The sequence below is a fragment of the Roseicyclus persicicus genome (assembly GCF_012395815.1).
In the GTDB taxonomy this organism is placed as follows: Bacteria; Pseudomonadota; Alphaproteobacteria; order Rhodobacterales; family Rhodobacteraceae; genus Roseicyclus; species Roseicyclus persicicus.
Window position 1 is genome coordinate 278,233 of sequence record NZ_JAAZQQ010000006.1, and the last position, 14,014, is coordinate 292,246.

The window sequence follows — 14,014 nt, forward strand, 5'->3', positions numbered from 1 at the left end:
GTCATGCGCTCCGGGTGTTCTTGGGGTTCATCGACTTGACGTCGAGGACGGTCGGCTTCTGCGCATCGTGCGGATGCTCGGCCCCGGCGTAGACGCGCAGGTTGGTCATCTGCTGGCGCGACAGCTTGCCGCCCGGCAGCATGCGCTTGACGGCCTGCACGACCACGCGCTCGGGGTGGTCGCCCTCGAGGATCTGGCCGGTGGTGCGCGACTTGATCCCGCCCGGGTAGCCGGTGTGCCAGTAGTTCGGCTTCATCCGCTTGTTGCCCGTCACCTGGACCTTCTCGGCGTTGATGACGATGACGTTGTCACCCATGTCCATCGACGGGGTGAAGGTCGGCTTGTGCTTGCCGCGCAGCCGCATGGCGATGATCGAGGCGAGACGGCCCAGAACGACGCCCTCGGCGTCGATCACGACCCACTCCTTCTCGATGTCCGCCGGGGTGGCAGAAAAGGTCTTCATCGGTTCTTCCTTTCGGGGGCGGACCGGTCCGGCGCGCCAGAATGACAGGGCGGAGCCTGCGCCCCGCCCGGATGTCGCCCTTCTAAGCATTTCCCCGCCTGCGTCAAGCCCGCCGACGCCCGCAAAACATAAGCAACTCAATATCTTGCATGTGGGGTATCATTTTACCCCATGTTTCCGGCCCGGCCCGGTCCCGCAGCCCCGCCCGGCGCGCCCCGCGAAACCGCTTGCACCGACTCGCGCGGCCCCCTTACCTCCGCGGCGGGCCCCCCGCCCGCCGGAGGACAGACGCGCCATGCCCCCCGCCCAACCGCAGCCCCTGCCAGCGCCCGGCCCCGCCGGGGTGCAGCTCGTGATCGAGTTGCGCGGGGGCGAGGGCCTCGACGACGCGGCGCGGATCGAGCAGGCGTTCCGCGACTGCGTGGCGGCCTGCGGGGCGCGGCTCTTGCACCTGCACACCCACCGCTTCAGCCCGCAGGGCGTGACCGGCGTGGCGGTCCTGGCCGAAAGCCACATCACCGTCCACACCTGGCCCGAGCACGGCTATGCCGCCTTCGACATCTTCATGTGCGGCGCGGCCGACCCGTGGCGCGCGGTGCCGGTGCTGCGCCGCGCCTTCGCCACCGAGGACGTGGCGGTGACCGAGCTGCGCCGGGGCCCCGCCTGACCCGGCCTCACTCGGGGCGGCAGATCTCGTCGCGCGCGATGGCGAGCCCGGTGCGCCACAGGAGCCCCGCCACCACGGCCAGCAGCGCCGCCAGCACCACGAGGCCGATGCCCACATGCACCGCGCTCGCCGCCGCGCGGCCGTAGGCGAAGCTCGCCACCGACAGCGCCGCCAGCGGAAAGCTGAGCGCCCACCAGCTCAGTGCGAAGGGCAGCTTCGCCAGCTTCGGCACCTGCACCAGCACCAGCGCGGCAAAGACATAGGCGGCATTCAGCAGCACATGGGCAAAGGGGTCGATCCCCCCCGCCAGCCGCGTGTAGGACACGAAGGCCACCGCCGGCGGCGCGATCAGGATCACCAGCGTCGGGAACAGCCGCGCGGGGATCGGCGCGTGAAAGATCAGGCGGTTGAAGACAAGCACCAGCAGGATCAGCCAGAAGATCATGCCGGCCGAGAAGAACAGCCAGCTGGTCTCGACCCAGCCCAGCGGCACGCCGGCCAGCGGCACGATGACGTTGCCGACCGCCGGGATGAACCAGGCCGGCGTCAGGTGCCCGACCTCGAAGGCGCGGTGGCTGATCCAGCCCGAGATCACCGCGACGGTCAGCACCCCCTGCCCCACCATCCCCACCAGCCACACCGGCCCCGCCAGGTCCGGCCGGTAGCCGTGGATCGCCGTCGCCATCAGCAGCAGCGAGATGGTGATGGTCGGGAAGAAGGCGAGCTTGACCGGGTGGTGCCATTCGGCCGCCACCGCGCGGGGGTAGCGGACGGCCTTCGCCAGGTAGACCGCGCCGATGCCGACGAAGCACGCCAGCCCCAGCCACAGCACCGCCCGCGCCGGCCCCTCGGCCAGATCGTAGCTGCCCGCCGCCGCGTGCAGCGCCAGCGCCAGCCCGAACAGCCCCATCAGCACCGCGAAGAAGGTCACCGGCAGGTGCTCCAGCCGGCTGAATTCGTCCGTCTCCCGCGCCTGTGCCTCGGCCATCCCCGCCCCCGTTGAATTGTCACCGTCAATCACGACGCTATCCCGCGCCGCACCGGCCCGCAGCGCCGCCCGATGTCGCAGCCCGTCACCGCCCGGGCGGGATCGAGTAGGTCATCGAGGCGCGCGCGACCGGCGCCTCGACCCCCTCCGAGAACAGCAGGCACTCGCCCACCGCCAGCACGCGCCCCAGTTTCAGGATGCGGCAATCGCAGATCATGTCGGCCCCCGCCGCGGGCTTGCGCATGAAGTCGATGGAGCAGTTCGTGGTCACCGCCAGCGCCCGGGGCCCGATCATGGCGAGAATGGCGAGGTAGACCGACACGTCGGCCAGCGCGAACATCGACGGCCCCGACACGGTGCCGCCGGGCCGCAGGTGCCGCTCGGCGGTCAGGAGGCGGACGCGGATGGCGTTCTCGCGCACCTCCTCGATGGCGAAATCCTCGGCCACCTGCGGAAATGCGTCGTGCAGGAACCGCGTCAGCGCGGTCACATCCATCGCCAGTGCCATGTCGCCTCCCTTTCCTGCCCGGCCGCGGGCCTGTAGAGGGGTTAGGCCAGACGAGGGAGGAAGGAAAGACCATGGCCGAGGACCTTGTGATCCGCGAGGACCGCGGGCCGGTGACGCATCTGACGCTGAACCTGCCCGGCAAGCTCAACGCCCTGTCGGACGCGATGATCGCCGCCGTCACAGCGCAGTTCTCCGACCTGATGGCGTCCGAGACACAGCGCGTGATCGTGCTGAAGGGCGCGGGCAAGGCGTTCTGCGCGGGCCACGACCTCAAGGAGATGCAGGCCAAGCGCGGCGGCAAGGACACCGGCGCCCATGCCTTCCGAGACCTGTTCGACCGCTGCGCGCGGATGATGCAGATGATCCCCCGCCTGCCCCAGCCGGTGATCGCCGAGGTGCATGGCATCGCCACCGCCGCGGGCTGCCAGCTGGTGGCCAGCTGCGACCTCGCCGTCGCGGCCGAGGATTGCCGCTTCGGCGTCAACGGGGTGAACATCGGTCTGTTCTGTTCGACCCCGATGGTGGCCCTGTCGCGCAACGCCCCGCGCAAGCAGGTGTTCGAGATGCTGGTGACGGGCGAGTTCATCACCGCCGCCCGCGCCCGCGAGATCGGGCTGGTGAACCGTGTGGTGGCGCCCGACGCGCTGGCCGCCGAGACCGAGGCGCTGGCCAAGCTGATCGCCGGCAAGCTGGGCACGGCGGTGCGGATCGGCAAGCGCGCCTTCTACGAGCAGCTGCAGCTGCCGCTCGACAAGGCTTACGAGATGACCGGCGCGGTCATGGTCGAGAACATGCTGAACCGCGACACCAACGAGGGGATCGCCGCCTTCCTCGACAAGCGGACCCCCGACTGGTCGCAGGACTGACGGCCTAGAGCGCGGCGTCCTTCACCGCCTCCATCGACACGTGGGTGGAGGTGGACGACACGTGCGGCAGGTTCGACACCACCTCGGCCAGGATGTCGCGGTAGGCGCGCATGTCGCGGCAACGGATCTTGAGCAGGTAGTCGAACTGCCCCGCGATCAGGTGGCAGGTCTCGATCTCGGGCACCTTCATCACCGCCGCGTTGAAGGCGCTCAGCGCCGCCTCGCGGGTGTCGGTCAGCCGCACCTCGACGAAGGCCACGTGGTCGCGGTGGAGCTTTTCCGGGTCCAGCAGCGCCCGGTAGCCGAGGATGTAGCCCTCCGCCTCCAGCCGCCGCACCCGCGCCTGCGTGGGGCTTTTCGACAGGCCGATCCGGCGCGCAAGTTCCGTCACCGGCAGGCGGCCGTCTTTTGCAAGCTCCGCCAGTATCTTGCGGTCGAACCCGTCAAGTGGCCCGTCCTGCGCCCCATTCTCCATCCTTTGGCCTTTCCTGGTGCCTGATTGCGGGAATACCGCCTGTCTCTGCGCGATTTCAAGGAAAACCGCCTGCGGGTGCTTTGCTAGGATAGGCGCACCGCCCGTCCGAGGACCAAAGCCCATGCCGCTCGACCGCCCCGCCCCCGACCTTGCCGCGCTGCGCGCCGCCATCCGCGCCGACCTCCGCGCGCCCGAGGACGCGACCCTGTCGCGGCTGATCGCCGCCCATGCCCCCGACGCGGCCCTGCGCGCCCGCGCCGCCGCCCGGGGCGCCGATTTCGTCGCCCTGATGCGCGCCGACCGCCGGCCGGGGCTGATGGAGGTGTTCCTGGCCGAATACGGCCTGTCCACCAAGGAGGGCATCGCGCTGATGTGTCTGGCCGAGGCGCTGCTGCGGGTGCCCGACGCCGCCACCATGGACGCGCTGATCGAGGACAAGATCGCCCCGTCGGAATGGGGCGCGCATCTGGGCCATTCGGCGTCCCCGCTGGTGAACGCCTCGACCTGGGCGCTGATGCTGACGGGCAAGGTGCTGCGCGAGGACGAGGGCATGGCGGGCGTCCTCAAGGGCGCGGTCAAGCGGCTGGGCGAGCCGGTGATCCGCGCCGCCGTCGCCCGCGCCATGCGCGAGATGGGGCAGCATTTCGTGCTCGGGCAGGACATGGCCGAGGCCATGCGCCGGGCCGCCGCCGAGGAACGGCGCGGCTATGCCTATTCCTACGACATGCTGGGCGAGGCCGCGATGACCGCCCCCGACGCGGCGGCCTATTTCGGCGCCTACATGGGCGCGATCCGGGCGCTGGCCCCGGCCTGCCGGACGGACGACATCCGCGTGAACCCCGGTCTCTCGATCAAGCTGTCGGCGCTGTTCCCGCGCTACGAGACCGCGCAGCGCGACCGCGTGCTGGCCGAGCTGGTGCCGCGCGTGCTGGAACTGGCGCAGGCCGCCCGCGCGCAGGCCATGGGCCTCAGCATCGACGCCGAGGAGGCCGACCGCCTCGACCTGTCGCTCGACGTGATCGCAGCCGTCCTGCCCCACCCCTCGCTCGCGGGCTGGGACGGCTTCGGCGTCGTCGTGCAGGCCTATGGCAAGCGCGCGGCGGGCGTCATCGACTGGCTCCACGCGCTGGCCGAAACCCACGACCGCCGCATCATGCTGCGGCTGGTCAAGGGCGCCTACTGGGACAGCGAGATCAAGCGCGCGCAGGTCGCGGGCCTGTCCGATTTCCCGGTCTGGACCCGCAAGCCCACGACCGACGTGGCCTACCTGTGCTGCGCGCGCAAGCTGCTTGGCCTGACCGACCGCATCTTTCCGCAATTCGCCACCCACAACGCCCACACGCTGGCCGCGATCCTCGAGATGGGCGCCGACCGCGACGCCTACGAGGTGCAGCGCCTGCACGGCATGGGCGAGGTGCTGCACGAGCTGATCCGCGCCGAGAACGGCCCGCGCTGCCGCATCTACGCCCCCGTGGGCAAGCATCGGGACCTTCTGGCCTATCTCGTCCGGCGGCTGCTGGAGAACGGGGCGAATTCCAGCTTCGTGAACCAGGTCCTGAACCCGGATGTGCCCCCCGCCCGCATCGCCCGCGACCCCTTTGCCGCGCTGGCCGAGGCGGGGCCGGCCCGCGTGACGGCGCCCGCGCGCCTGTTCGGCGCGGCGCGCGACAACTCCCGCGGCTTCGACCTGGCGGACCCGGTGACGCTGGCGGCGCTGGACGCGGCCCGCGCGCCCTTCGCCGAGGCCCGCTGGCAGGCCGGCCCGCTGCTGGCCGGCGACGTGGCCGGCGGCCCGGCCTGGACCGTGACCAACCCCGCCCGGCCCGCCGAGACCGTGGGCGCCCTGATCCCGGCCGCTCCCGCCGACATCGAGACCGCGCTGGCCGCCGCCGCCCCGTGGGACGCCCCCGCCGCGACCCGCGCCGCCGCCCTGCGCCGCGCCGCCGACCTCTACGAGGCGCATCACGGCGAGGTCTTCGCGCTCCTGGCCCGCGAGGCCGGCAAGACGCTGCCCGACGCGGTGGGCGAGCTGCGCGAGGCGGTCGATTTCCTGCGCTACTACGCGGCGGAGGCCGAGGGTTTGTCCGCCCCCGCCCGGGGCACCTTCGCCTGCATCTCCCCCTGGAACTTCCCGCTGGCCATCTTCACCGGCCAGATCGCCGCCGCGCTGGCCGCCGGCAACGCCGTGGTCGCCAAGCCCGCCGAGGCCACCGGCCTGATCGCCCACCGCGCGGTCCAGCTCCTGCACGAGGCGGGCGTGCCGCGCGCCGCGCTCCAGCTCCTGCCGGGCGAAGGCGCGACCGTCGGCGCGGCGCTGTCGTCCGACCCGCGCATCGACGGGCTCTGCTTCACCGGCTCCACCGCCACGGCGCAGGCCATCAACCGGGCGCGCGCCGCACACCTCGACCCGTCCGCGCCGCTGATCGCGGAAACCGGCGGCCTCAACGCCATGATCGTCGATTCCACGGCCCTGCCCGAACAGGCGGTGCGCGACATCGTCGCCTCGGCCTTCCAGTCGGCCGGGCAGCGCTGCTCGGCGCTCAGGATGCTCTACCTGCAGGAGGACGTGGCCGAGCCGATCCTCGAGATGCTGCGCGGCGCCATGGCCGAGCTGCGCCTCGGCGACCCCTGGGCGATCTCGACCGACATCGGCCCCGTCATCGACGCCCGCGCCCAGGCCGGGATCATGGCCCACATCGAGGCCGCACGCGCGCAAGGCCGGGTCATCGCCGAGGTCGCGGCCCCGGCCGAGGGCAGCTTCGTCGCGCCCGTGATCCTGTCCCTGCCCGGCGGCATCGCGGCGCTGGAGCGCGAGGTGTTCGGCCCCGTCCTGCACGTGGCGACCTACCGCGCGGCCGACCTCGACCGCGTGATGTCCGACATCAATTCAAGGGGTTACGGGCTGACCTTCGGGTTCCACAGCCGCATCGACGACCGCGTGCAGCAGGTCACCGGGGCGATCCGGGTGGGCAACACCTACGTCAACCGCAACCAGATCGGCGCCGTGGTCGGCAGCCAGCCCTTCGGCGGCGAGGGGCTGTCGGGCACCGGCCCCAAGGCGGGCGGGCCGCACTACCTGCCCCGCTTCACCCGCGCCGAGACCCGGGCCGTCACGGCCAAGCCGGGGGCGGCGCCGGACAAGGCCACGGTCGCCAAGGCCCTCGCCGCCCTGCCCGACCCGCGTGGGCGGACCCTGTCGGTGACCGACCTGCCGGGGCCGACCGGCGAGTCGAACCGCCTGTCCACCCACCCCCGCGGCCGCGTGCTCTGCCTCGGTCCGGGCGCCGAGGCCGCCGCCGCGCAGGTCCGCGCCGCCGAGGCCGTGGGCTGCACCGCGCTGGCCGCGCCGGACCTTCCGGCCGACTGGCTCACCACCCTGGCGCCCGTCGACGCCGTGGTGCTCTGGGCCGATGCCGCGACGGCCCGGCCCCATGCGCAGGCCTTGGCTGCCCGCGATGGCGCGCTGGTGCCGCTGATCACCGAGGCGGACCCGGGGCCGCGGCTGGTCCTCGAACGGCACCTGTGTATCGACACGACGGCGGCGGGGGGCAACGCGGCGCTGTTGGCGGCGTCGGCCTGATCCGGCGCAACAGGGCGAAAAACTGCAGTTTTTCGCCCTGCAAAACTGCAGTTTTGCCCCCGGAAATCTCGAGATTTCCGGCCGGGTCCCGTCAGGGAAATTCTTCGGGGTGCGCCCTCAGGTCCCCGGCGCGCTCGGGTCGCGGTAGACGCCCTGCGCCTCCAGCGCCTCGATCACCTCGGCCGGCATGTAGGTCTCGTCGTGGCGGGCAAGGATCTCGGTCGCCTCGAAGGTGCCGTCGATCAGCCGCCCGGTGCCCACCATCCCCTCGCCCTCGCCGAACAGGTCGGGCAGGATGCCGGTGTAGGTCACCGGGATCGACGCGCCGCCGTCGGTGACGCGGAAGCTGATCGTCTCGCCCTCGCCGCGCACCAGCGTGCCTTCCTCGACCAGCCCGCCGATGCGGAACACCTCGGTCGGCGGCGGCGGGTTCTCCACCACCTCGGACGGCGGGCGGAAGAAGTTGATGCCGTCGCGCATCGCGTAGCCGATCAGCCCCGCCGACAGCGCAAGCGCCGCGGTGGCGGCCATGATGATCTGGATCCGGCGTTGTTTCTTAAGGCCCCGCATCGGTGGCGCTCTCCTCTCGATCCCTCCCGGGCGCACGCGTGCCCTCGGCCCGGCCTGCCGTCCCGCCGGTGCCGCATATTTGGACACAGCGGCCGCCCCTGTCGAGGGGTCCGCGCCAAAACGCAGCAGCCACGCCGCGCATCGCCTTCAACCACCGGATGAAGAACGCCGCACAACCCGTTGACGGATCACATGTCCGCTTTCTGGAACTCGATCCGCCGCCGCAGGAACTGCGTCGCCTTGTTCGACACCGATTTCGGGTCGCCCGTGGTCAGGAACACCGCCCCCGTGCCCGTCCCCAGCTTGTCGGGATGGCGCGCCAGGTAGTCGGCCAGCGCCTCGGCCACGAGGTCGGGCTGGGAATAGACCTTGACCTCGGGCCCCAGCGCGTCGCGGAACACCTCCTCGACCAGCGGGTAATGGGTGCAGCCGAGGATCGCCGCCTGCGGCTTCGGCATCCGGCGCATGAGCGATTCCACATGACTGCGCACCAGCGCGTCGGCCAGGATCATGTCGCCCATCTCGATCGCGTCCACGACCCCCGCACAGGGTTGAGCTTCGACGTCCACCCCTATGGCGCGAAACGCCAATTCCCGCTGGAAGGCACGGCTCGACACGGTGGCGGGCGTGGCGAAAAGCGCCACCGTCTCCACCGCCACCGGGCGCGGGGGCGAGTTGTCGCCCCACTTGCGCTCGGTCAGCGCCTCGATCAGCGGCACGAAGACGCCCAGCACCCGCTTGTCCTTGGGCACCCAGGATTCCTGCATCCGCCGCAGCGCCGCCGCGGACGCCGTGTTGCAGGCCAGGATCACCAGGTCGCAGCCATGGTCGAACAGGCACTGCACCCCTTGCGTGGTCAGCTCGTAGATGTCGTCGGCGTCGCGCACGCCGTAGGGCGCGTGGGCGTTGTCGCCGAAATAGACCAGCGGCACCTCGGGCAGCCGCCGCACCACCGCGTCCAGCACGGTCAGACCGCCCAGGCCGCTGTCGAAAATGCCCACTGCCATCAGTATCTGTCCCTCAATCCGCCCCGGGGCCGCGCCTCGGCGTCCTTGTCGCGGTGCTTGTCCTCGAACTCGAAGCCGCGCGCCCGCACGTCCAGCGGCCGCGGGCTCAAGGCATAGGTGCTTTCGCGCAGGAATTCCATCATCGCCTTGGCGTCGCTGGCCCGCGCCTGCAGCTCCTCGCGCGGGATCGGCTGGCCGACGACGACCTCGACCGGGCTGTTCACCCGCGCCCGGAATTCCTTGATCAACAGGCCCATGCGCAGCGTCGTGTGCAGGTGGCTCATCAGCTGGAACAGCCGCGAGTTGTGGCCGTCGAAGAAGATCGGCACCACCGTCGCGTCGGATTTCGCGATCATCCGCGCGGTGAAGCTGCGCCAGCCCGGGTCCATCGGCCGGCCGAAGGGCCGCGCCGCCGTCGACACCGTGCCGCCCGGAAAGATGCCGATGGCGCCGCCCGCGGCCAGGTAGGCCAGCGCCTGCTTGCGCGTCTCGAGGTTCAGCGCGACCGCCTCCTTGGTCTCGTCGAAGGAGATCGGCAGGATGATCCGGTTGATGTCCTCGGCCTTGCGGAAGATGCGGTGGGCGAGGATGCGGAAATCGCCGCGCACATGGCTCAGGATGTGGCCCATCATCAGCCCGTCGAGGATCCCGTAGGGGTGGTTCGCGATCAGGATCAGCGGCCCCTCGCGCGGGATGTTGTCGAGGCTGCCGCCGATCACCCTGAGCTGCAGCCCGTAGCGCTCGACCATGACCTGCCAGAAGTCGCGGCCCTGCCGGACCTCGTCGTCGTAGCCCTCGGCCCGGCGGATCAGCGTCAGCCGCCCGGTGGCGTTCTCCATCACCCGGATCATCGCCCGCCCGCCCCGCGAGGCGGCCGAGGAGGCATAGGAAATCTCGCGCGCCACGGCGCGGGCGTCGTCCGATCTTGGGCGGCGGGGCATGGCGGCGGGTCGTCCTCGTGGCCTCGGCTTGGTCAGCGATGTAGCGCCAAGGGCCCGAGTCGGTCCAGTGCCGTTACGCCCGCGTCCAGCCCCACAGGCAGATCAGCTCCATCGCCACATGCGCCGCCGCGACGGCCGTGATCGCGGCATGGTCGAAGGGCGGCGAGACCTCGACCACGTCGCCGCCCACCAGGTTGATCCCCGCCAGCCCCCGCATCAGCACCGCCGCCTGAGCGGAGGAAAGCCCGCCCCAGACCGGCGTGCCCGTGCCCGGCGCAAAGGCCGGGTCGAGCCCGTCGATGTCGAAGGACAGGTACACCGGCCGGTCCCCCACCCGCGCCTTCAGGTCGGCCGCCACCGCCTCCGGGCCGCGGGCATGGACCTCGCGCGCGTCGTGGATGGCGATGCCGAGGTTGTCCTCGACCACGGTGCGGATCCCGACATGGGCGGAATGCGCCACGTCGATCAGCCCCTCCTTCACCGCGGTGTAGCAAAACGTGCCGTGGTCGATCCGCGCGGCGTCGTCGTCGGGCCAGGTGTCGGTGTGCGCATCCACCTGGATCAGCGCGATCGGCCCGTGTTTCGCCACATGCGCCCGCAGGATCGGGAGCGTGATGGAATGGTCGCCCCCCAGCGTGATGCAGCCCGCCCCGGCGGCCAGGATGCCCGCCACATGCGCCTCGATCCGCGCCGGCACGTCGGGCGTGTGGGCGTAGTCGAAGGCCATGTCGCCGTAATCGGCGATGGCGAAGCGCTCCAGCGGCGAAAACCCGTCCCAGCCATAGGGCGGGTCGAAGGGCTGCAGGCTCGACGCCTCCCGGATCGCCCGCGGCCCCAGCCGCGTGCCGGGCCGGTTCGTCACCGCCTGGTCGAAGGGGATGCCGGTGATCGCCAGGTCCACGCCTGCCAGGTCCTTGGTGTAGCGCCGCCTCAGGAAACTCGGCGCGCCCGCAAAGGCATTCTCGAAGGCCAGCCCCTTCAGCTCGGCCCGCGTGAACGCGCCGTCCACCTCGCGCTTGGCGTCTTCCAGTGCCATGTTCCGTCCCTCCGGCTGATCGCCCCTCGCCTGCCCGCTTCCGCCGCCGAACGCAAGCCCGCGTGACTTCCCCGCCCTTGCCGCTAGCTCCGGCATGGGGCAAGACCGCCGCGACCAGCGCGCAGGGAGACACAGGCCATGAACGACCGGACCGAAGCCGAGGCGGGGCTGCGCGCGGCCTTCCTCGAAGGCATGAGCCGCGCCGCGGCCAGCGTCTCGGTCGTCACCACCGACGGGCCCGCGGGCCGCGGCGGCGTCACCGTCTCGGCGATGACCTCGATCTCGGCCGACGGGGCGCAGCCGACCATGCTCACCTGCCTCAACGCCGCCTCCTCGGCGCTGCCGCTGGTGCTGGAGAACGGCTGCTTCGCGATCAACGTGCTGCGCACCGGCCAGACCGACATCTCGGATGTGTTCTCCTCCCGCCGCCCCGCGCCCGGCGGCGACAAGTTCAACGCGGTCCTGACCGAGACCATGGCCACCGGCGCGCCATGTCTGACCGAGGCGCTGGTCAGCTTCGACTGCCGGCTGCTTTCGGCCGAGAAGATCGGCACCCACCATATCTGCATCGGCGCGGTCGAGGCCGTGCGCACCGCCCCCGAGGGCAGCCCGCTCCTCTACGGAATGCGGAAATACCTCCGCCCCGAGGACCACTGACCCCATCTTTGCTTGAAAAATACTCCGGGGGGCCCGGAACGGGCGGGGGCAGAGCCCCCTCCGCACCCATCCCCCCGCGCCACCGGACGCCCGGCTCACCCCGCGAATTTTCGCAGCAATTTCGCACCCGGGCGACGGCGCAGCCGGCGCAACCCCTGCCCGTCAGCCGCCGACCGGCAGCGCCCGCTCCGCGATCCGCGCCAGCAGGCTCGCCCCCAGCGGCAGGATCTCGTCGTTGAAATCATAGGCCGGGTGATGCAGCCCCGCCCCCGGCCCCGCGCCCAGGAACAGGTAGGCCCCGGGCCGCGCCTGCAGCATGTAGGCGAAATCCTCGGCCCCCATCTCGCGCCCGGCGGCCGCATCCACCCGCTCCGCCCCCAGCACCTCGGCCGCCACCTCCGCCGCGAACTCCGTCCGCGCCGGGTCGTTCACCGTGGCCGGATACCCCACCGCGTAGTCGAGCGACGCCGCCACCCCGAAACTCGCCGCCTGCCCGGCCACGATCTCCTCCATCCGGCGGATCACCATCGCCTGAACGCCCGGGTCGAAGGTCCGCACCGTGCCGTTGATCATCGCCTCGCCCGGGATCACGTTGTCGGTGGTTCCGGCGTGGATCTGCGTCACCGACACCACCAGCTCCTGCAGGGCATGGTGGTTGCGCGACACGATGGTCTGGATCGCCTGCACCATCGACACCGCCGCCGGGATCGGGTCCAGCGTCTCGTGCGGGGTGGCGCCGTGGCCGCCGCGGCCCTCGATGCGGATGGTGAACTCGTCCACCGCCGCCATGATCGGCCCGGGCGTCGTGCGCACCGCGCCCGCCGGCAGCCCCGGCACGTTGTGCAGCGCGTAAACCTCGGCGATGGCGAAGCGGTCCATGATCCCCTCCTCCACCATCACCCCGGCCCCGCCGCCGTCCTCCTCGGCGGGCTGGAAGATCAGCGCCACCTTGCCGCGGAAGTTCCGCGTCTCGGCGAGGTACTTGGCCGCCCCCAGCAGCATCGCCGTGTGCCCATCATGGCCGCAGGCATGCATCCTGCCCGGCACCGTCGAGGCATGGGGCGCGCCCGTCACCTCGGTCATCGGCAGCGCGTCCATGTCGGCGCGCAGGCCCACCACCGGCCCCGGCCCCTGCCCCTCGATGATCGCCACGATCCCGGTCTGCGCGATCCCCTCGTGGATCTCGTCGACCCCGATCTCGGCCAGCCGCGCGGCGACGAAGGCCGCCGTGTCGCCGCAGTCGAAGGCCAGCTCGGGATGCGCGTGCAGATACCGCCGCCACGCGGTCATCTCCCCGGCGAGGCCGGCGACACGGTTGATGACGGGCATGGCTGGACTCCTGCTCTGGCCTTGGGTCTAAGGTCCCGGACCCTGCCGCAAACCGCCCGGTTCCGCAATGAATGACCTCGCCAATCTCCCGCCCCTCGACCGGCTCCGCGCCATCATGGCGCGCTTGCGCGACCCCGTCACCGGCTGCCCCTGGGACGTGGAGCAGGACTTCGCCACCATCGCCCCCTACACCATCGAGGAGGCCTACGAGGTCGCGGACGCGATCGAGCGCCGGGCCTGGGACGAGCTGAAGGGCGAGCTGGGCGACCTGCTGTTCCAGTCGGTGTTCCACGCCCGCATGGCCGAGGAGGCGGGGCTGTTCGACCTCGACGACGTGGCCGCCGCCATCGCCGACAAGATGATCGCCCGCCACCCCCATGTCTTCGGCGACGAGCGCAACGCGAAATCGGCCGAGCAGCAGGTGCAGGACTGGGAGGCGGTGAAGGCCGCCGAGCGCGCGGCAAAGGCCCGCGGCGGCGTGCTCGACGACGTGGCGCTGGGGCTGCCCGCGCTGATGCGGGCCGAGAAGCTGCAGAAGCGCGCCGCCCGCGTCGGCTTCGACTGGCCCGACATCGCGCAGGTGATCGACAAGATCGCCGAAGAGGCGCAGGAGCTGGCCGAGATCCGCGACGGCGCCGATGCCGACCGCATCGAGGACGAGATGGGCGACCTCCTGTTCGTCATGGCCAACCTCGCCCGCCACCTCAAGGTCGACCCCGAGGCCGCGCTGCGGCGGGCCAACGCGAAATTCACCCGCCGCTTCGCCTTCATCGAGGCCCGGCTGGCCGAGGCCGGCAAGCGCCCCGAGGACAGCGACCTGGCCGAGATGGACGCGCTCTGGAACGCGGCCAAGGCGGCGGGGCTCTGACCCCTCGACCGGGGCCGCACGGGCCCCATATCCCGCCCATGCGCGTGCCGTTTCATTAT

Annotated in this window: 14 protein-coding genes; 5 read left to right on the forward strand and 9 right to left on the reverse strand. The window is 71.5% G+C overall.

Translation table 11 applies throughout. The features are described 5' to 3' along the window. Position 1: 1 nt before the first annotated feature. Positions 2 to 463, reverse strand: coding sequence for a 50S ribosomal protein L13 (gene rplM / locus HCU73_RS16725; protein WP_168624621.1), 462 nt, complete (start codon positions 461 to 463; stop codon positions 2 to 4). Between the two features lie 295 nt (positions 464 to 758). Between rplM and speD the strand changes: the two genes are divergently transcribed. After that, entirely contained in the window at positions 759 to 1,130 is a 372-nt protein-coding gene (gene speD, locus HCU73_RS18790; RefSeq protein WP_168624622.1) for an adenosylmethionine decarboxylase, read from the forward strand. 7 nt (positions 1,131 to 1,137) lie between these two features. On the opposite strand, the gene HCU73_RS16735 is transcribed toward speD, so the two are convergent. Then, the gene (locus HCU73_RS16735) at positions 1,138 to 2,118 is read right to left on the reverse strand and encodes an SLAC1 anion channel family protein (RefSeq protein WP_168624623.1); all 981 of its coding nucleotides are present in this window, start codon (positions 2,116 to 2,118) and stop codon (positions 1,138 to 1,140) included. Positions 2,119 to 2,203: 85 nt separating this feature from the next. Next, positions 2,204 to 2,626: a PaaI family thioesterase gene (locus HCU73_RS16740; protein ID WP_168624624.1), complete on the reverse strand. Its 423-nt coding sequence runs from the start codon at positions 2,624 to 2,626 to the stop codon at positions 2,204 to 2,206. Positions 2,627 to 2,697: 71 nt separating this feature from the next. Between HCU73_RS16740 and HCU73_RS16745 the strand changes: the two genes are divergently transcribed. Continuing rightward, a complete protein-coding gene (locus tag HCU73_RS16745; RefSeq protein WP_168624625.1) occupies positions 2,698 to 3,492 on the forward strand; it encodes an enoyl-CoA hydratase in 795 nt (264 codons plus the stop codon). Positions 3,493 to 3,496: 4 nt separating this feature from the next. Here HCU73_RS16745 and HCU73_RS16750 read toward each other — a convergent pair whose 3' ends face one another. Continuing rightward, positions 3,497 to 3,967, reverse strand: a complete 471-nt coding sequence (locus HCU73_RS16750; RefSeq protein ID WP_168624626.1) for an Lrp/AsnC family transcriptional regulator — start codon at positions 3,965 to 3,967, stop codon at positions 3,497 to 3,499. Positions 3,968 to 4,088: 121 nt separating this feature from the next. Between HCU73_RS16750 and putA the strand changes: the two genes are divergently transcribed. Then, positions 4,089 to 7,547 (forward strand): bifunctional proline dehydrogenase/L-glutamate gamma-semialdehyde dehydrogenase PutA, encoded by a 3,459-nt coding sequence (gene putA / locus HCU73_RS16755; protein ID WP_168624627.1) that lies wholly within the window; start codon positions 4,089 to 4,091, stop codon positions 7,545 to 7,547. 117 nt (positions 7,548 to 7,664) lie between these two features. Here the strand turns inward: putA and ccmE are convergent, their stop codons facing one another. The 4 genes from ccmE to speB all read right to left on the reverse strand — a co-directional run bounded on the left by ccmE (position 7,665) and on the right by speB (position 11,101). After that, positions 7,665 to 8,117 carry a cytochrome c maturation protein CcmE gene (ccmE, locus tag HCU73_RS16760; protein WP_168624628.1) on the reverse strand — a complete coding sequence of 151 codons (453 nt, stop codon included), beginning with the start codon at positions 8,115 to 8,117 and terminating at the stop codon, positions 7,665 to 7,667. Between the two features lie 188 nt (positions 8,118 to 8,305). After that, positions 8,306 to 9,124 carry a glutamate racemase gene (locus tag HCU73_RS16765; RefSeq protein ID WP_168624629.1) on the reverse strand — a complete coding sequence of 273 codons (819 nt, stop codon included), beginning with the start codon at positions 9,122 to 9,124 and terminating at the stop codon, positions 8,306 to 8,308. After that, positions 9,124 to 10,065 (reverse strand): lysophospholipid acyltransferase family protein, encoded by a 942-nt coding sequence (locus HCU73_RS16770; protein WP_168624630.1) that lies wholly within the window; start codon positions 10,063 to 10,065, stop codon positions 9,124 to 9,126. Before HCU73_RS16770 ends, HCU73_RS16765 begins: the two co-directional genes overlap by 1 nt. A 73-nt stretch (positions 10,066 to 10,138) precedes the next feature. Then, a complete protein-coding gene (speB, locus tag HCU73_RS16775; RefSeq protein ID WP_168624631.1) occupies positions 10,139 to 11,101 on the reverse strand; it encodes an agmatinase in 963 nt (320 codons plus the stop codon). A gap of 138 nt (positions 11,102 to 11,239) precedes the next feature. Between speB and HCU73_RS16780 the strand changes: the two genes are divergently transcribed. Further along, positions 11,240 to 11,758 carry a flavin reductase family protein gene (locus HCU73_RS16780; RefSeq protein ID WP_168624632.1) on the forward strand — a complete coding sequence of 173 codons (519 nt, stop codon included), beginning with the start codon at positions 11,240 to 11,242 and terminating at the stop codon, positions 11,756 to 11,758. A 162-nt stretch (positions 11,759 to 11,920) separates the two neighbouring features. On the opposite strand, the gene HCU73_RS16785 is transcribed toward HCU73_RS16780, so the two are convergent. Then, on the reverse strand, positions 11,921 to 13,087 hold the full coding sequence (locus HCU73_RS16785; RefSeq protein ID WP_168624633.1) for a M20 aminoacylase family protein: 1,167 nt from the start codon (positions 13,085 to 13,087) through the stop codon (positions 11,921 to 11,923). 67 nt (positions 13,088 to 13,154) lie between these two features. On the opposite strand from HCU73_RS16785, the gene mazG reads away from it, so the two are divergent. Next, a complete protein-coding gene (gene mazG, locus HCU73_RS16790) occupies positions 13,155 to 13,955 on the forward strand; it encodes a nucleoside triphosphate pyrophosphohydrolase (protein ID WP_168624634.1) in 801 nt (266 codons plus the stop codon). Positions 13,956 to 14,014 lie beyond the last annotated feature (59 nt).